The organism is Tsukamurella tyrosinosolvens (assembly GCF_900104775.1).
GTDB lineage: Bacteria > Actinomycetota > Actinomycetes > Mycobacteriales > Mycobacteriaceae > Tsukamurella > Tsukamurella tyrosinosolvens.
On sequence record NZ_FNSA01000003.1, the window covers coordinates 2700685 to 2714961 of the forward strand.

The window sequence follows — 14277 nt, forward strand, 5'->3', positions numbered from 1 at the left end:
AGGTGCGGCGCCATGACCACGTTCATCCCCGCACCTGCTGTCCAGGTGTTCAACGCCGACTACAGCCTGCTCGACACCGTCCGCTGGACCGACGCCGTGAGCATGCTCCTGCGTGAAGCCGCGTTCGTCCTGGAGACGCACGTCCCACCCCGGGTCGTGCGCTCGCCGTCGGTGCAAATCGAAGTGCCGAAGTCGCTGATGCTGGCGCGGTACATCCACGTGCCGTACCGGCGCGATCCGGACTTCGCCACTCGCGCAGAAATCCTCGACCGCGACAAGCGAACATGCGCGTACTGCGGCGGTCGGGCCGACACGTACGACCACGTGTTCCCGAGGTCGCGCGGCGGTGCTGAGACCTGGTTCAACCTCGTCGCCGCGTGCGGCCCGTGCAACCAGCTCAAGGCCGACCGGACCCCAGAAGAGGCCGGCATGAGGCTGCTCTGGGAGCCGTACCGTCCCAAGGACGCGTGACCGCGCCCCGCGCCGCTGCAACAGGCGACGCGGGGCAGGGTCTGCTCCGCGCCGACACACGCCGGCCACGACTACAAAGGAGCAGCTCATGGCTCAGGTTCCCGCCGAGGACATCCGCGAGGGCGACGTCGTCGACATCAAGCCGATCCTGGACGACGCCACCGCGCGTCCCTGGGACTTCGGCCCCGGGCTCGACGGGAAGGCACTGGAATCGGCGCGCATGGTCGCCGAGCATGAGAACGCGCTCGCAGACGACTCCGAAGTGCAGGGCGAGAAGGTCGCGCTGTACACCGACCAGATGAACTTCGTCTTACCGAAGGGGTACCTGGTCGAGCGGACGGGGCGAGTCGATGCCTGACACGCTCGTCTGGGAGGTGACGGGCTTCGTTCCTTCACGCTCCGACGGTGGTCTCGTCGAAGCCTGCACCTTCGGCATCGAAGAGACGCTCACAGACGCCGACAAGGTCGCGCACGACGTGCTCGGCTGCCCCTCGCTGAGCTCGCCACGGCGTACTCCGAGATGCGACTCGTCGAGGACGACCACTTCATGGACTCCGAGACGGTCCTCGGTGCCTCCGTTACCCAGTACCGCGATCGTGCTGGTGAACTCGTCGAACCGACGATCGTCACCAGGCTGGTCGGGTGACCACATACGTGCCCTGTGGCACGGTCGACGGACGGTAAACGTTGACAGCCGGGAAAGACCGGCACCTGGTCCGTTCGATTAGTGGCAGGTCGCAGCCTTCTCAAGGCTGTCGCGCGGGTTCGATTCCCGCACGGACCACAACGCCCGCGTAGAAGCCGCGGGCGCCAGGGCTGCGGCGCCGGGGGCGGAACTCCCCCGGGACGAATACCAGCGACATGCCGCCGCACCCGACCTACCCGCCCCGAGAGGAGAGCACCGTGTCCCCGACACCGATCTGGCTGCTCGATTTCGACGGCGTGCTCAACGCGCTCTCTAAGGCGGGTGGCACCTCGTACTGGTCCGACTGGCGCAGCGCCCGCATCGACCACCCGCACGGTGAGACGAACCGCAAGGGCAACGTGATCCGTCTGCCGCTGCTCTGGTCCGACACCGTGATCGCGGCGGTCGACGACGCGGTGACGGCCGGCGTGGACGTGCGCTGGCTCTCGACGTGGCGCGGCGACACCGAGCGGCTACTCGACGTGATCCCGGGCCTGCCCGAGCTCCCCTGGCTCGACGAGTCGATCCTCGAGACGACCGCCGCCGACGGACTCGATCCCAGCGAGCGGATGTACTCCGGCCCGTGGAAGGTGGAGGTCGCCAAGGCGTACGTGCCCGACGACGCTCCCCTGCTCTGGACCGAGGACGCCTTCGAGGTCGACGTCCTCTCGGAGAGCTGGCGTCGCGCCCGCACGGGCCCGACGACGTTCCTGCGGCCGCATCCGATGCAGGGGCTGATCCGCAAGCACGTGGCCACGATCGAGGAGTGGGTGGCCGACTACGCCGGCTGAGGGCGCGCCCTTCTCGCTGGCAACCTGTCGGCGCTCTACGGTGGTTCGCCATGGCAGACGATGCATCCCGCGCGGTGTTCCTCGACATCGACGGCACGCTGAACGTGCCGGCGGCCGACACCGGATTCACGCTCCTGACCCGGCCGTCCGGCTTCCCGACCCACGTCGTCAAGGACGTCCGGGACTGGCTCTGCGACCTGCAGGCGCGCGGGGTCCGCCTGATCTGGAACTCCACGTGGAACGACCAGTGCGACGACTACGCCGCCTGGTTCGGTCTTCCCCGAGACCTTGAGTGGATCCCGCACGACGAGAACCGCGTGAGCTTCGGCCACAGCCTCAAGGTGCGCGGCGCCGTGGACTTCCTCGCGCGGCACCCGGAGATCGAACGCGCGGTGGTTCTCGACGACGTGCTGGGCTTCCTCGAGCACGAGCTCGAGGACGTCATCGCCGGGCGGCTGTTTCTCCCGGAGCTCGATGAACTCCACGGGGTGACACGCGCCGTCATCGACGAGACCGAGCAGTTCCTGTTCTCCTCGTCGAGTGGCCGCACAACGCGGCCCGACTGACACGAGGAGTCACGATGGCTGACGAGTTCAAGGTGTACGCGCGCATGGAAGTCGAGTGCGACGCCGTGATCGAGATCAACCGGCCGGAGGCACTGCGCCTTACCGGACTCCCGGAGGACGTCAGCGACGACACCCTCTTCGAGGCGACGAGCAAGTATTTCTGGGGGTACCGCTCCGGCACCGACTCCTTGGTCGACGAGGCCTTCAACGAGGCTCTCGGCCCCGACCCCGACGGGGCGGCCGACGAGTACTCCTTCCTCGGGTACTGACCCGAAGATCGCTGGCAGTTCGCCGGCACCTGGTCCGGTAGCTCAGTTGGTAGAGCGCTCGCCTGAAAAGCGAGAGGTCGCCGGTTCGATTCCGGCCTGGACCACCATGCGCCCGTGGCGGAATGGCAGACGCGCCGATCTGAGGGGTCGGTGTCTCCGGACGTGCAGGTTCAACTCCTGTCGGGCGCACCAAGCCGCGGTAGCTCAGTGGATAGAGCACCTGCCTACGGAGCAGGGGGTCGGGGGTTCGAATCCCTCTCGCGGCGCTCGGGCGCTCTGCGCCTCGGCGTCCATGCGGACGCCAGCTCGCCTACGGTCCCGGCATGGACGAGAACCAGATCGAATACGCGAAGTGCCGCGACTGCCACCTCTTCGTCGAGGCGAACTACTCCGCCGAGATGTACCCCGACGAGGGATACGCCCCGTACGTGCACTTGCACGGCGGAACGGCGGAGGACGAGAAGATCGACGAGTCGCATGAAGCCCAGCCGGGCGAGGTGCGGACCCTCGCGTGGTGGCGCCAGTTCGGGCCACCGGAGATGCTTGAGCGATTCACCGACTGAACCGCGAGACCGGCCGCAAGGTCAATGGCTTCTAGCTCATGTGCTGGTTAGAGCGCCGTCCTGATAAGACGGAGGTGCCGGGTTCGACCCCCGGGGAGTCAACTGGGCCGCGCCGGCGACGGCGGGCCTGAGGGTAGCGCGCAGTACCCCCCTCGCCTGTGACCCGTTCGACGGGGTGGCGGTGAAGGCGCGTCGGCAGACCTGCGGCTCGGAACTGGCCTGGCGGCCCCGAGAAGCCCGTGCAGGTCGCACCGCGGGTCCGTCAAGTCCGCACATGGCCGTGTAGCTCAGCAGAGAAGAGCGCCACCCTGTCACGGTGGAGGTCGCGGGTTCGAGTCCCGTCATGGTCGCAACCGATCTCGTCGGAACTCTGCCCCGTGCACGGGGCGCGTTTCGGCGCGGTCGCTAGATCGCAGGCCGGCGGAGGACCGCCGGCCTGTTCGCACCGCGGTTCGACTCCGCGGGCCCACGTCACCGCACGTGGGAACGGACGCGGCGGGCGCGATCGACGAGGTGGGAAACCGGCGCGCGTACGGCCCGGCGAAACTACACCTCACCCTGGTCCCCTAGCTCAGCTGGGAGAGCGCTCCGTTCACACCGGAGAGGTCGTCGGTTCAAGTCCGGCGGGGACTACGTCGCGCCTCCGGGCGCACAGGCCGGGTTGCGTGAGCGGCCAAAACGAGCGGATTGTAAATCCGTCGCCTTCGGGTTACGGAGGTTCGAATCCTTCACCCGGCACACCAGTCGCTTCACCGTGGAGTCCACAGGCCCAACCCACGGACGCGCCAACTCGGCGCGGTGCGTGCCCCGAGAACCTGACCCGGTCTCGGGGGATTCGCGGGAAGCTCGCCTCGGCGGGTGTGTACTAAGGCCAAGGGTCACCTAACGGGGTGTGGCGCAGCTTGGTAGCGCATCCGCTTTGGGAGCGGAGGGTCGCACGTTCGAATCGTGTCACCCCGACGCAGATCCCGCGACAGCGCAAGGCTGTCGCGGCACCGACTAGGCGAGGAGACACGGTGGTTCACTGCTGCTTGGCTATGGCCGCGCAGGTCGAGTTCGCCTGCGACAGGCATCCGGAACTCGCGGACTGCCCCGACAGCCTGATCAAGAGAAGCACCACGTTCGGGGAGTACGGCATCCGCGTCCATGACGGCGGATCCTCCTGGGTCACCATCGCGTACTGCCCCTGGTGCGGCACGAAGCTGCCGCAGTCGGTGGGTTGACGATGCCCGCGTAGCTCAGCGGATAGAGCGTCCGCCTCCGGAGCGGAAGGCCGCAGGTTCGAGTCCTGCCGCGGGCACAACTGACCCGCCCCTATAGCTCAGTCGGTAGAGCAGCTTCCTTTTAAGTTGCAGGTCGCAGGTTCAAGTCCTGCTGGGGGCACACGGTTTCCGGTCCGCAACCGGGTCGAAGGGGCGTAGCTCAGCTGGCAGAGCGTCGGTCTCCAAAACCGAAGGTCGCAGGTTCGATCCCTGTCGCCCCTGCTACTCCGGGCCGCTGATCGGCGCCTCGGAACGAGAGACTGTGGCGTCTGTCGCGGTTTCGCCCATGGCGCTGTTGCTCTGTTGGTGAGGGGCGACCGGATTTTCACTCCGGGTAGGACGCGGGTTCGATTCCCGTCAGCGCTACTGCTCGCACGCCCCCGTAGCTCAGTGGACAGAGCGCGGGTTTCCTAGACCAGGGGTCGGCGGTTCGAATCCGTCCGGGGGCACGCTCGAAGGCACAGACGACACAGGAGGCAGCGGTGGGGAACCGAGAAGAGATCCTTACGGATGAGGACATCGCGGACATCCGCAGGGAATACGACACCGACCAGGAGCTGACGGACGAACTGCTACGTAGCGTCCTCACCGACGATCAGGCGCGCCTCATCCATCTCGGGCGTGAGTGGGGATGGAATGACACCGAGGCTCGAGACGGCCTCTATGTCCTGCTCCGTGATCACCGCGATGCCTGAGCTTGGCTTGGCCCACGCGCACCCCTCCAACGAAGGAGTAGACCGATGTCAGGGACACCGCACCAGCCCGAGCACGCGCTGATCTCTCCCCCGAGCCACAGCCAGCTCGACGCGCTGTTCATCGTCGACGTCGAGGCCACCTCCCCCACTCCGATGACCGGGGTGATGACCGAGTTCGCTGTGGTGCACGTGCACTCCGGACGCTCGTTCTACGGGCACCTGTACCGCAACCACCCGCACCCGGACATCCCGGCTCTGCCCGTGGCGGACGAGGACGAGGACGGCTACCTCATCCCCGAGCCCTTCTGGATCACCGACGGGAAGAACCTCGAGCAGAAGGTCGACGGACTCGATGTCGAGGACGTGGCACGTGACCTGCAGCGCTGGCTCGCCGACTTCCGTCTCACCCGGCGAGTGTTGGTCAGCGACAACAACGGCTTCGACGCCATGTGGCTGAACTGCTTCACCGATCCCTCGATCGGCGAGCTGCTGTTCGGGCACTCGTCACGCCGAATCGGCGACTTCGCCGCCGGCGTAAGGGGCCAGTGGGAGGCGCAGTCGAGTTGGAAGCAGCTGCGACGCACCGCCCACTCACATCACCCGCTCGACGACGCCCACGGCAACGCGGAGGCGCTGCGGGTGTTGCTCGGAGTCGATACGGGCTGGAAGCTCACCAGGTAGAGCGCCGCACTGGCAGTGCGGAGGTAGCGGGTTCGATTCCCGTCCGGTCCACAAAGCGCAGTCCCGCGGGCTGCGCTCAGCGAGAGGTAGAAGCGGGGTTCGACTCCCCGCGATGCGGGTGCCGCCTCTCGCGCCCGGTTTCGTAGCTCAGTGGGAGAGCGCCTCGGTGACATCGAGGAGGCCGCTGGTTCGATCCCAGCCGAGACCACGTTCGCCTGCCCGAAGCCCCGGTGTCAGGGCGCAGGCGCGTTCGAACTGCAGGTGACCGGCACCGGGATCCTGCCCCAACGCGGAGTGGAGCAGCTAGGTAGCTCGCTGGGCTCATAACCCAGAGGTCGCGCGGTTCGAATCCCGCCTCCGCAACGAAGCACGGCGCCCTTGCGTCGCGCTGATCGACGAGTCCCCCTCGGACTCGGTTGACGCCGTGTAGCTCAGTTGGTAGAGCCGCGCACTCATAATGCGCAGGTCGCGGGATCGAGACCCGCCACGGCTACGAGGATCCACCGCGGTCGGGTTCGACTCCCGCCGGCTCCACCAACCTGGGGCCGGGCCTGTCGGTGCAGGCGCGTGGACAGGGCCGTGAGACTCGGCAAACCCGGTTGAAGGCCGGGCAGCGGGGAGCATCGCCCCGCGCATGGAAGGTCAACCCGAGAGCTGGCGACGGGGACTGATTCGAATCCAGTTGAGGCGAAAGCCCTTGCGAGTTCGACCCTCGCACCTTCCGCCACGGCCCGCAGCGCCGTCGAAGCTGCATCAGGAGGAATGGCAGAGCGGCCGAATGCACCCGCCTTGAAAGCGGACGTGGGTGAAACCACCGGGGGTTCAAATCCCTCTTCCTCCGCGCATCCCGACGCGACTCCTACTCGCGCTGGAACTGCCCGGCTGAGATGCCGGGCCCGGGTGGCTCCGGCTCCGTGACCGCGGACAGGCGGTGCGGAGGAAGCGGCCCGGTCTCCCCTGTCCGGGAGACCGTCATGGCGGCGTTAGCTCACCAGGTAGAGCACCGGCTTGTGGTGCCGGAGGTAGCCGGATCGAGACCGGCACGCCGCCCCAAACATGACCCCGCACGCGCCGCGCCACATCCGTCGCGCGTGGGGTATCTGCCAGACCATGCACGACATGAGCGCAGAGACCCGGGCCGTGTACGCAGTCGACAGCACGGACCCGAAGTACGACAACGCGACCTACACGATCGACGAGGTGACCGATCCCGCCGAGTACGAGGGTTGGTTCGACATCTTCGTCGACCTCGATGACGGAACCCACGAGGGCGTGGCGAGCTTGGACGGCAACAACCTCGCGGGTGAGGAGCTGCTCGACGAGATCAAGGCCGAGATCGCGCGCGGGGGATACCCGCCGCTGGGCCAGATCCTCCGCGAGTGGAACTGAAGCATGACCACCCTCAAGCGCATGCGGGATCTGGTGACCGGCAGCGGGTTCACCGTCGTCGACGAGACCGGCCTCATCACCGGGGCCCGCCAGCACGCCGACGGCCGCGAGCAGATCCTGCAGGTCTTCTACTGGACGAACCCGAAGCACGCGGCGAAGGTGGACATCCCTCACGGATACCTCTCGCTGCGCGGTTCGATCGGTCCCGGAGAGAACACCGGCCTCCACACCATGCGGTTGCCGACGTACGACTGGCCTTCGGACGCCCCCGCGCGCCGGCCATGGCCCGATGTTCTCGCCGAGTTCCACGACGCGCTCCTGCCGTGCTGGGACCTCCCACTTGATGAGGGCGTCTCGCGCTTGCGGCAGCTTCCTGACCGATACTGGATCTGAAAGAAGCGCACGATCGACGGAGCCCTCAGCGAGACGCGCCGCCGGATCGCCCGAGTCACTACTCCCCCGAAGGAAAGCCATGCCGACGTTCGACATCGGACTCACACTCGAAGCCGCCAACCGTGCGGACGCGGTCAGCGTGATCGAGGAGATGATCGCCGCGAAACTCGACGACGCACCCGATCACTCCGTCTTGTCCGTGAGCGATCCGGACACCTGGTAGCCACCCCTGAGTCCAACATGCACCAAGCCCCCGTAGCTCAGCGGAAGAGCAGCACCCTTCTAAGGCGTTGGTCGCTGGTTCGAATCCAGCCGGGGGCACTGGCTGTAGCTCAACGACGAGAGAGCGCTCGGCACAGGGTCGAGAGGTGCAGGCGCAAGCCCTGCCAGACCAATCCGCTTCAGCCGCGCCGCTAGGCGCCGACATGGGCGCGGCTGTCTACCTTCGGCACACGAACTCCGCTTCAGCGTGTGTGACTGGCGCCGCTGACCGAACTACCGAAGGAACGCCATGGAGAAGTTCACGATCCCCGTCGTCGTCGAGGCCCCGACCGAGGCCGACGCGATCCGCGTGCTCGGCGAATACCTCACCTGGAGCGAGGCCGAGCCCAAGGACGAGGCCGGCAACTACATCGAGCACTCCATCTGGAGCTGGGGGAAGGTCGCCCAGCAGTGACCGGGGGCGGCGCGGTTCAAGAGTTCGTGGTGATCGACGCCGCGGACAACGAGGTCGACTGGATCGACCCGTACACCGGACACAGAGAGCTCGAGCCGGGCCTCTTCGTCGTGTCCCGCGGAGAAGTCCCCGGCTTCCCGGGACAGGACTACCGGGTGACGTTGCCCGCGGGAGGACGGTTCGAGATCCGGCGCCGGGAGTAACGCCCCGCCGAAACGGGCTGTGGCGCAGCTTGGTAGCGCGTCTCACTGGGGGTGAGAAGGTCGCAGGTTCGAATCCTGTCAGCCCGACCACGTGACCGGCACCGTGCCGGTCCCGAGAGCATGAAGAGGAGCACTCGTGACATTCGAAGACGTCGATGACAGCCCCGGCGAGCTGATTACCGTCGACGATCGCGGCCGCACGAACCTCGCGAAGGCGGGTGCCCGCGGCCGGCAGTACACGGGTCACCGGCACGCCGACAGGACCATCACGCTGACACCGACCACACCGCTGAGCGACTAGCCGGCAGGCCGGCGCCTGGAGAGAAGGAGACCGACATGGACCGCATCTAGATGGGCTGTCTACCGCGTGGCGGAACGGACGCCACGGGCAGCTCGCAGAAGCGAGAATCCGATGTCCAAGACCGACAAGACCCGCCCCTCGCACGTGCAGGTCCACGACGCACCGGCGATGCGGCCCAACCACAGCTACGCGTGCCTGCGCCGCGGTGAGTGCGACCTGCCCGCCGATCCCTGGAGCCGGGACAATTTCACCGCGTACTGCGAGTGGGAGCCCGTCAGCGAACCGGTCCCCTGGCGCAAGCTGTTCTCGGAGTCCGGATACCGGCAGACTGCTCGACGCCGCTGGTACCGGGCCGACCGCACCGCCCAGCGAGCCATCGCTCGGTCGCTCACCCGCGACGCGAACAGCAGCGGCGAGATCGACGAGGACGTGATCGACAACCGTGTCGCCGGCCCCTACGCCCTGTACGGCGGAGGCTGGTGGGACTGACCGCGCGCCGCGGTCCACGCCCGCGGCGCGCGGCACCTACCGTGCTCCCATTCCGCCGACCTTCCCTGAAGGAGACCGTTGTGGCAACCGAAGTACCGCTGACCTACGCGCTCGCCAGAAAGAACGGAGGCGAGGACTGGGTCCGGCGCGATGGCGACGGAAACGAGGTGGCTTCGGGCACCATCGCCGAGGCCGACGGCGGATACGTGAACCTCCATTTCGATCGGGGCGGGTGGACCAACACCTGCCACTTCGACGACATCTTCCTCGTTGTCTACGACGACTGAGCACGACCCGCTCGCTCCGGCGAGCACCTGGCGCCTTGACCGAGTGGCGAGGTAGCGGATTGCAAATCCGCGCACACCGGTTCGATTCCGGTAGGCGCCTCGACGCGGCGTCGGCCCTCCGGCGGCACTTCGCCGGTACGGTCCGTGCGCGTCCGCAACCCGAAGGAGCACCGATGCCCGAGTTCAACATCCGAGACGGATCCGGCCAGCTTCGCGCCGTCTACGACGCCAGCACCGAAGACGACGCCCTCGGCCTGTACGAGGGCGAAGCTCCGGTGGTCTTCGACGACGCTTACGCGGTCCTCGCGTCCGAGGATCCAGGACCCGTGCCCGACGAGTTCCTGTGACCGCGAGCGACGCTCTCGTCCAGCCGATCATGCTGCCGCCGAACGCGAAGACGTTCCCCCTCTCGGCCGGCGTGACCGCGGCGGCGTCGGCGTCGGCTCGCGCGCTCGAGGCCTCGGACCGAACCGACCCCGCCTGGGAACACTGGCTCGGCGGCCGGTTCACGAAGTCGGTACGTGTGGCGAAGTCACACGCCGACTTCGCCCTGGCGATCGCCTCATGCGCATACGCCGTCGAAGAGCAAGGTGTTCGCGCCGCGGCGTTCGCACCGCTCACGTACGCGGAGATGCCGCGGTGGATGTCCCGGGCCCGCGTAGAAGGACTCCACTGCGCGGACGATCTTCCCGAGCACCCGGGCAGCAGCGAGTGGTCGGTGGGCGTGATCGGGAACATGAGCGCCGGCAAGATGGCGGCGCAGGTCGCGCACGCGTTGTGCGCGATCGTGCTCGAGGTCGGCAACCTGCCGACCTTCGACGTCTACCGTGCGCCAGCGTCGGCCAGCGGCCAGATCGAGATCGTCGACGCAGGTCTCACGGAATTCGATGGCGTGCCAACACGCACGGTCGTGGCGTCGCCGCGATGAACTACCTGCGCTCCGCCGCGGAGCACGCCCCCTTAGCTCAGTGGTAGAGCAGCTCACTCGTAATGAGCAGGTCGTCGGTTCGATTCCGACAGGGGGCTCTGCGGGCGCTTCGGCGTCCGTTCACGGGGTGTGGCGCAGCTTGGTAGCGCGCCTCGTTCGGGACGAGGAGGTCGCAGGTTCGAATCCTGTCACCCCGACCTCGGCTGCACTGGAACGCAGCCACTTTGGAGACGTGGCCGAGCTGGTAAGGCAGCGCCCTGCTAAGGCGTACACGGGTAACAGCGTGCAGGGGTTCGAATCCCCTCGTCTCCGCTCCACATCACACACTCTGGAGCCTCTGCGGCACGCGTGCGGCCGGCGACCCGACCCGCGATCAGACGCGCATCTCGCGGTAGATCGCACCCTTGTCGGCGAGCACCCCCGCGATGATCGCGCCCGCGTTCTCCACCCACCACTGCGGGTCGCCACCGCGCTCGTGTCCGTGAGTCACCTCGAGCTCCGTCCCGCTCACCTCTACGGAGATGTGGTTGAGCCGGCCGCCGTCGACACCGGGCTCATGGAGCTTCGCAGCGGCCAGCTTCCGCGCGACGAGACGATGCACCGCCTCGGCGTAGGCCTTCACGCCCGCGCCGCCGAGTTCGTCGCTGTATGAATCGTGGATGAACACCTCGGCCTCTCGGCCGGAGAAGATCGTCTCGTAGTCTTCCCCGCCGAACGGTTCGGTGACCACGGAGCCACCGACGGGCCACGCCGAGCTGAGGTGGATCTCGTCCCACTGCGCGCCGCCGTACTCGGTGGCGGGGATCTCCACCCTCCGGTCGTCCCGCAGGTCCTCGTAGATGCTGTCCCAGTTGATGCTCATGGCCGCAGATCATGACGCGAAGGTCTGGTCTGCGCCGCGGTAGGCGCGCCGCCCGCGTCCTTGGCTGCTGGCGAGTAGCAGTCTGACGAGAACATCCACCCGACGTTCGGAGAGGCCATGGTCTTTCTGCCTGACACCACACGAAACTGGGAGTGCTCGCACTGCGGTACCTACACCCCTTACGCTGAGAGCGACTGTTCGAGCTGCGGGTCCAGCAGCGGTCTCACATGCACGCGCGAGGGCTGTTCCGACAGCCCACACCCCGACGGCTGGAACGGCATCTGCGGTCACTGCCGACGGGTGGACCAGCGCGGCTACATCTCCGGGTTCTGACCCGGACGCGCCGGTGCCGAACCGGTACGAAACGACCAGCTAGCCGAGGAATTCGACGGAGAGACGCAATGAGCATCGAAGTGCAGGAGTTGAACGCCGACTCGACGGGCAAGTGGCTGGTCACGACGCAAGGTTCCACGCACATCTGGGACCTCGACGCCGGCCAGTACACGCGGAATCCGGGATCCACCGGAAGCGGGGCCTCGCAGGGCGACGGCGACGCGCACGCCATCGTCGCGATCCACGCCTGGCCCCGCGTCGGCGAGTCCTTCCACATCGTCCACGACGGAGGACCGTTCGAAGACCGCTGGCGAATCAGCAGCACCATCCGCAAGATCGAGAGGCTCGAGGAATAGCCGATGCAACTGTCGCGGATCACCTTGTACACACCGGCGCCCGCGCTGCAGCACGCCGCCGATGCCTACGCTGCGATGCTCGACACCGAGCCGGTCGCCAGCAGCGATGCGCGCGGCGATCTCGTCGAGGTCACCGACGAATCCGGATTCACTATTGAGCTGCGGCCGAGCCTGCCAGGCGAACGGCCAGCCACGGCGACGAGGCTGGAGTTCCGCGGCCGCGATGCCGCAGTTGTCGCAGAGCGGCTGCACGATCAGACCGGCGGCGTTCAACGGCACCTCTACGGAGGGAGTTGGGACACGGTGGCCGGCAACAGCGTGAGGCTGATCGGTCCCGATGAGGACGTCAGCCCCGAGGAGCGCGCCCGCGTCGGAGCAGCGATCGCACGCGGCGAGCTGGAGCAGGAGCTCGAACGATTGACCAGGGCGCCGGGGTGACCGACCAGCCGATCCCGCGCTCGGAGGCCCACCGGGCCCCGGCCCGGGTTCAGGAAGATCAGCCAGACGAGCTGTCCGCCGAAACGCTCGGGACCTGGCGGGTCGGGCACGCCGACGGTACGGAGACCGTGTGGGTTCTGCACCACAACCGCACGGAGCTCCTGATCGGCGACCAGCTTCGGGGAATCGAACGGGTCCACGCGTACCCGGCGGCCGGCAAGCTCGCCCGAGTCACGCGCTGCGGCGAGAACGAGGTGGTGACGACAGCGGTCACATCGATCCGGCGCTGGCGTCGCGAGGAGGGCAGTGGCCGCGCTGGAGCGCAGCCACTCTGAGGTCGTGGCGCGGCGTGACGGCGGGCCGACCCCGCAGCGTGCTCTACTCGACGGAGTAGCCGAAACCGCACAGATTGGGGCGCACGTGTCCGAGAAGCAGTACGTCGTCTTCGACTTCACCGGAGCGCTGGTGGAGAACGCTGAGGTCTTGTCTGTCGGCTACCAGTACGCAGACGAGCTCTCGGAGCAGGTCAGCGCCGTGGAGCAAATGCTGGGCTGGGACTCCTCCGGATGTCGTGTCGTCCACTTTGGGCGCGCCGCGGTGTGGGGCGCATTCAAGGCTGATGATCGCTGGCAGACGGACTGGCCGGCACTGGCCGCCCAACTTCACCGGTTCCAGGCGGCCCTCGCGGCCGTGGGCATCGAGTCGATCAAGGTCTACGAGACCGCCGAGTTCCCGCCGCCGTACTGGTATCGGGACGAGGGTACCGGGAACCCGCTGGCACCGCGCACCTGAGTAGCCCGCGCCGCGCACCTCGCTCTCCGGGCCACCCCGGGCACGCTACGCCGCGTGAAGATCATCGAGCAGATCCACCACGGCGACTACCAGAGCGAGCGCACCGTCGAGTTTCCCGACGACGCATCCCCGGCTGCGATCGTCGCCGAGTTGCTGCCCTCGTCGGCGTACTGCTACCGGGTGCCGTCCCCGGATCTGCAGGAGAAGCTGGCCGCCTCCCTCACGGACAAGGGCCGGTTCGAGCACGGCTGGTCGCGGTTCTGGATCGAGCAGTGACTCTGTCCCGAGCGCCGTGCTCGCGGTCGACGTCCAGCACGCGTTTCTGACCGCGAAGGTGCCTGCAGACCTGCCAGCGAGGATCGCCGCGTTCATCGCCCTTCTCGGTCCCGACCAGGTGGTGGCCACGCGGTACGTGAACATGCCCAAGTCGCCCTGCCGCGAGCTGATGGGGTGGACGGGCGCTGAATCCTCACCGGACACCGATCTGCACCGCGCTGTGGCCGAGCGCGCCACTCGGGTGTTGACCAAGAACACCTACGGGCTCCCTGCGGTGCCCGAGTTCGCTGGCCGTGTGTACGTGGTCGGGCTCGACACTGACGTATGCGTACACGCGGCAGCCACACAACTGTTCGATGCCGGGATCGACGTGGCCGTCGTTGCAGACCTGTGCGCGTCGGCCGGCGGAGCGGAGGCGCACCTTGCTGGGCTGACGGCGCTGACCCGCGTGCTCGGGCGTGACCGGATCCTGCCCGCGCAGAGGGTTCTGCGCCCGTGACGTGGGGTGTCCAGCACCCCTCGCGCCACGGGGCCTGCACGCCGCGCAGCTGTGCTTCGATCCGCCCACCGA

At 67.6% G+C, this 14277-nt stretch carries 27 protein-coding genes and 27 tRNA genes; 53 read left to right on the forward strand and 1 reads right to left on the reverse strand.

From position 1 onward, the window contains the following. The first annotated feature begins 12 nt into the window (after positions 1–12). The 47 genes from BLW32_RS14785 to BLW32_RS14985 all read left to right on the forward strand — a co-directional run bounded on the left by BLW32_RS14785 (position 13) and on the right by BLW32_RS14985 (position 10961). Positions 13–471, forward strand: a complete 459-nt coding sequence (locus tag BLW32_RS14785) for an HNH endonuclease (RefSeq protein WP_068740150.1) — start codon at positions 13–15, stop codon at positions 469–471. A gap of 88 nt (positions 472–559) precedes the next feature. Beyond that, a complete protein-coding gene (locus tag BLW32_RS14790) occupies positions 560–829 on the forward strand; it encodes a hypothetical protein (RefSeq protein WP_068740152.1) in 270 nt (89 codons plus the stop codon). Positions 830–991: 162 nt separating this feature from the next. Beyond that, the gene (locus tag BLW32_RS28350; RefSeq protein WP_269451220.1) at positions 992–1117 is read left to right on the forward strand and encodes a hypothetical protein; all 126 of its coding nucleotides are present in this window, start codon (positions 992–994) and stop codon (positions 1115–1117) included. 67 nt (positions 1118–1184) lie between these two features. Then, a tRNA-Glu gene (locus tag BLW32_RS14795) sits at positions 1185–1255 on the forward strand. A 119-nt stretch (positions 1256–1374) separates the two neighbouring features. Then, the gene (locus BLW32_RS14800; protein WP_139286183.1) at positions 1375–1947 is read left to right on the forward strand and encodes a hypothetical protein; all 573 of its coding nucleotides are present in this window, start codon (positions 1375–1377) and stop codon (positions 1945–1947) included. A gap of 50 nt (positions 1948–1997) precedes the next feature. Then, positions 1998–2513, forward strand: coding sequence for an HAD domain-containing protein (locus BLW32_RS14805; RefSeq protein ID WP_139286184.1), 516 nt, complete (start codon positions 1998–2000; stop codon positions 2511–2513). Between the two features lie 14 nt (positions 2514–2527). After that, the gene (locus BLW32_RS14810; RefSeq protein WP_068740158.1) at positions 2528–2782 is read left to right on the forward strand and encodes a hypothetical protein; all 255 of its coding nucleotides are present in this window, start codon (positions 2528–2530) and stop codon (positions 2780–2782) included. Positions 2783–2813: 31 nt separating this feature from the next. Beyond that, positions 2814–2889, forward strand: a tRNA-Phe gene (locus tag BLW32_RS14815). Position 2890: 1 nt separating this feature from the next. Next, positions 2891–2974: transfer RNA gene (locus BLW32_RS14820), tRNA-Leu, on the forward strand. 1 nt (position 2975) lies between these two features. After that, positions 2976–3048, forward strand: a tRNA-Arg gene (locus tag BLW32_RS14825). 57 nt (positions 3049–3105) lie between these two features. Continuing rightward, positions 3106–3345: a hypothetical protein gene (locus BLW32_RS14830; protein ID WP_068740160.1), complete on the forward strand. Its 240-nt coding sequence runs from the start codon at positions 3106–3108 to the stop codon at positions 3343–3345. A 25-nt stretch (positions 3346–3370) separates the two neighbouring features. Next, positions 3371–3447, forward strand: a tRNA-Ile gene (locus BLW32_RS14835). A 174-nt stretch (positions 3448–3621) separates the two neighbouring features. Next, a tRNA-Asp gene (locus BLW32_RS14840) sits at positions 3622–3695 on the forward strand. 210 nt (positions 3696–3905) lie between these two features. Beyond that, positions 3906–3978, forward strand: a tRNA-Val gene (locus tag BLW32_RS14845). Positions 3979–4000: 22 nt separating this feature from the next. Continuing rightward, positions 4001–4083, forward strand: a tRNA-Tyr gene (locus BLW32_RS14850). A gap of 148 nt (positions 4084–4231) precedes the next feature. Beyond that, a tRNA-Pro gene (locus tag BLW32_RS14855) sits at positions 4232–4305 on the forward strand. A 56-nt stretch (positions 4306–4361) separates the two neighbouring features. Then, entirely contained in the window at positions 4362–4568 is a 207-nt protein-coding gene (locus BLW32_RS14860; protein ID WP_414929950.1) for a DUF6980 family protein, read from the forward strand. 4 nt (positions 4569–4572) lie between these two features. Next, positions 4573–4645: transfer RNA gene (locus BLW32_RS14865), tRNA-Arg, on the forward strand. 10 nt (positions 4646–4655) lie between these two features. After that, positions 4656–4728, forward strand: a tRNA-Lys gene (locus BLW32_RS14870). A 28-nt stretch (positions 4729–4756) separates the two neighbouring features. Further along, positions 4757–4829 (forward strand) — tRNA-Trp (locus tag BLW32_RS14875). A 66-nt stretch (positions 4830–4895) separates the two neighbouring features. Beyond that, positions 4896–4973, forward strand: a tRNA-Glu gene (locus tag BLW32_RS14880). A gap of 10 nt (positions 4974–4983) precedes the next feature. After that, positions 4984–5056: transfer RNA gene (locus tag BLW32_RS14885), tRNA-Arg, on the forward strand. A 33-nt stretch (positions 5057–5089) separates the two neighbouring features. Next, positions 5090–5302: a hypothetical protein gene (locus BLW32_RS14890; protein ID WP_068740164.1), complete on the forward strand. Its 213-nt coding sequence runs from the start codon at positions 5090–5092 to the stop codon at positions 5300–5302. Between the two features lie 45 nt (positions 5303–5347). Next, on the forward strand, positions 5348–5983 hold the full coding sequence (locus BLW32_RS14895; RefSeq protein ID WP_074850589.1) for a 3'-5' exonuclease family protein: 636 nt from the start codon (positions 5348–5350) through the stop codon (positions 5981–5983). Then, positions 5962–6034, forward strand: a tRNA-Ala gene (locus tag BLW32_RS14900). The genes BLW32_RS14895 and BLW32_RS14900 overlap by 22 nt, the downstream gene beginning before the upstream one ends. Positions 6035–6119: 85 nt before the next feature. Then, positions 6120–6191 (forward strand) — tRNA-Val (locus BLW32_RS14905). A gap of 80 nt (positions 6192–6271) precedes the next feature. Then, positions 6272–6346: transfer RNA gene (locus BLW32_RS14910), tRNA-Met, on the forward strand. 57 nt (positions 6347–6403) lie between these two features. Beyond that, positions 6404–6476 (forward strand) — tRNA-Ile (locus BLW32_RS14915). A gap of 143 nt (positions 6477–6619) precedes the next feature. Next, positions 6620–6710: transfer RNA gene (locus BLW32_RS27630), tRNA-Ser, on the forward strand. A 29-nt stretch (positions 6711–6739) separates the two neighbouring features. Continuing rightward, positions 6740–6824, forward strand: a tRNA-Ser gene (locus tag BLW32_RS14920). 136 nt (positions 6825–6960) lie between these two features. Further along, positions 6961–7036 (forward strand) — tRNA-His (locus BLW32_RS14925). A gap of 66 nt (positions 7037–7102) precedes the next feature. Next, positions 7103–7372: a hypothetical protein gene (locus tag BLW32_RS14930; protein ID WP_068740168.1), complete on the forward strand. Its 270-nt coding sequence runs from the start codon at positions 7103–7105 to the stop codon at positions 7370–7372. A gap of 3 nt (positions 7373–7375) precedes the next feature. Next, a complete protein-coding gene (locus BLW32_RS14935) occupies positions 7376–7765 on the forward strand; it encodes a hypothetical protein (RefSeq protein WP_068740170.1) in 390 nt (129 codons plus the stop codon). 79 nt (positions 7766–7844) lie between these two features. Further along, positions 7845–7988 carry a hypothetical protein gene (locus BLW32_RS27635; RefSeq protein ID WP_156486372.1) on the forward strand — a complete coding sequence of 48 codons (144 nt, stop codon included), beginning with the start codon at positions 7845–7847 and terminating at the stop codon, positions 7986–7988. 26 nt (positions 7989–8014) lie between these two features. Then, positions 8015–8086 (forward strand) — tRNA-Arg (locus BLW32_RS14940). Between the two features lie 190 nt (positions 8087–8276). Continuing rightward, positions 8277–8441 carry a hypothetical protein gene (locus BLW32_RS27640; protein ID WP_156486373.1) on the forward strand — a complete coding sequence of 55 codons (165 nt, stop codon included), beginning with the start codon at positions 8277–8279 and terminating at the stop codon, positions 8439–8441. Further along, positions 8438–8644 carry a hypothetical protein gene (locus BLW32_RS27645; protein WP_068740172.1) on the forward strand — a complete coding sequence of 69 codons (207 nt, stop codon included), beginning with the start codon at positions 8438–8440 and terminating at the stop codon, positions 8642–8644. The genes BLW32_RS27640 and BLW32_RS27645 overlap by 4 nt, the downstream gene beginning before the upstream one ends. A gap of 13 nt (positions 8645–8657) precedes the next feature. Beyond that, positions 8658–8734: transfer RNA gene (locus BLW32_RS14950), tRNA-Pro, on the forward strand. Between the two features lie 46 nt (positions 8735–8780). Beyond that, positions 8781–8945, forward strand: a complete 165-nt coding sequence (locus tag BLW32_RS27650) for a hypothetical protein (RefSeq protein WP_156486374.1) — start codon at positions 8781–8783, stop codon at positions 8943–8945. Between the two features lie 111 nt (positions 8946–9056). Continuing rightward, a complete protein-coding gene (locus tag BLW32_RS14955) occupies positions 9057–9434 on the forward strand; it encodes a hypothetical protein (protein WP_068740174.1) in 378 nt (125 codons plus the stop codon). 80 nt (positions 9435–9514) lie between these two features. Continuing rightward, complete coding sequence (locus BLW32_RS14960; RefSeq protein ID WP_068740176.1) at positions 9515–9721, forward strand: hypothetical protein; 207 nt, start codon at positions 9515–9517, stop codon at positions 9719–9721. 29 nt (positions 9722–9750) lie between these two features. Then, positions 9751–9821 (forward strand) — tRNA-Cys (locus BLW32_RS14965). Between the two features lie 73 nt (positions 9822–9894). Beyond that, positions 9895–10068: a hypothetical protein gene (locus BLW32_RS27655; protein WP_156486375.1), complete on the forward strand. Its 174-nt coding sequence runs from the start codon at positions 9895–9897 to the stop codon at positions 10066–10068. Between the two features lie 71 nt (positions 10069–10139). Next, a complete protein-coding gene (locus BLW32_RS14970) occupies positions 10140–10649 on the forward strand; it encodes an aminoacyl-tRNA hydrolase (RefSeq protein WP_139286185.1) in 510 nt (169 codons plus the stop codon). 26 nt (positions 10650–10675) lie between these two features. Beyond that, positions 10676–10747 (forward strand) — tRNA-Thr (locus BLW32_RS14975). A gap of 25 nt (positions 10748–10772) precedes the next feature. Beyond that, positions 10773–10846, forward strand: a tRNA-Pro gene (locus tag BLW32_RS14980). A gap of 29 nt (positions 10847–10875) precedes the next feature. Beyond that, positions 10876–10961 (forward strand) — tRNA-Ser (locus tag BLW32_RS14985). A gap of 61 nt (positions 10962–11022) precedes the next feature. Here the strand turns inward: BLW32_RS14985 and BLW32_RS14990 are convergent. After that, entirely contained in the window at positions 11023–11511 is a 489-nt protein-coding gene (locus BLW32_RS14990) for a hypothetical protein (RefSeq protein WP_068740179.1), read from the reverse strand. Between the two features lie 401 nt (positions 11512–11912). Between BLW32_RS14990 and BLW32_RS14995 the strand changes: the two genes are divergently transcribed. The 6 genes from BLW32_RS14995 to BLW32_RS15020 are packed head-to-tail and all read left to right on the forward strand — an operon-like array spanning position 11913 to position 14205. Beyond that, positions 11913–12200, forward strand: a complete 288-nt coding sequence (locus BLW32_RS14995) for a hypothetical protein (RefSeq protein ID WP_068740180.1) — start codon at positions 11913–11915, stop codon at positions 12198–12200. A gap of 3 nt (positions 12201–12203) precedes the next feature. Then, complete coding sequence (locus BLW32_RS15000; RefSeq protein WP_068740181.1) at positions 12204–12638, forward strand: hypothetical protein; 435 nt, start codon at positions 12204–12206, stop codon at positions 12636–12638. Further along, positions 12635–12973, forward strand: a complete 339-nt coding sequence (locus BLW32_RS15005; RefSeq protein ID WP_068740183.1) for a hypothetical protein — start codon at positions 12635–12637, stop codon at positions 12971–12973. The genes BLW32_RS15000 and BLW32_RS15005 overlap by 4 nt, the downstream gene beginning before the upstream one ends. Continuing rightward, positions 12945–13430, forward strand: coding sequence for a hypothetical protein (locus BLW32_RS15010; protein WP_068740185.1), 486 nt, complete (start codon positions 12945–12947; stop codon positions 13428–13430). Before BLW32_RS15005 ends, BLW32_RS15010 begins: the two co-directional genes overlap by 29 nt. Positions 13431–13484: 54 nt before the next feature. After that, complete coding sequence (locus BLW32_RS27660) at positions 13485–13706, forward strand: hypothetical protein (RefSeq protein WP_068740187.1); 222 nt, start codon at positions 13485–13487, stop codon at positions 13704–13706. A gap of 16 nt (positions 13707–13722) precedes the next feature. Beyond that, a complete protein-coding gene (locus tag BLW32_RS15020; RefSeq protein WP_068740189.1) occupies positions 13723–14205 on the forward strand; it encodes a cysteine hydrolase family protein in 483 nt (160 codons plus the stop codon). The last annotated feature ends 72 nt before the right edge of the window (positions 14206–14277 follow it).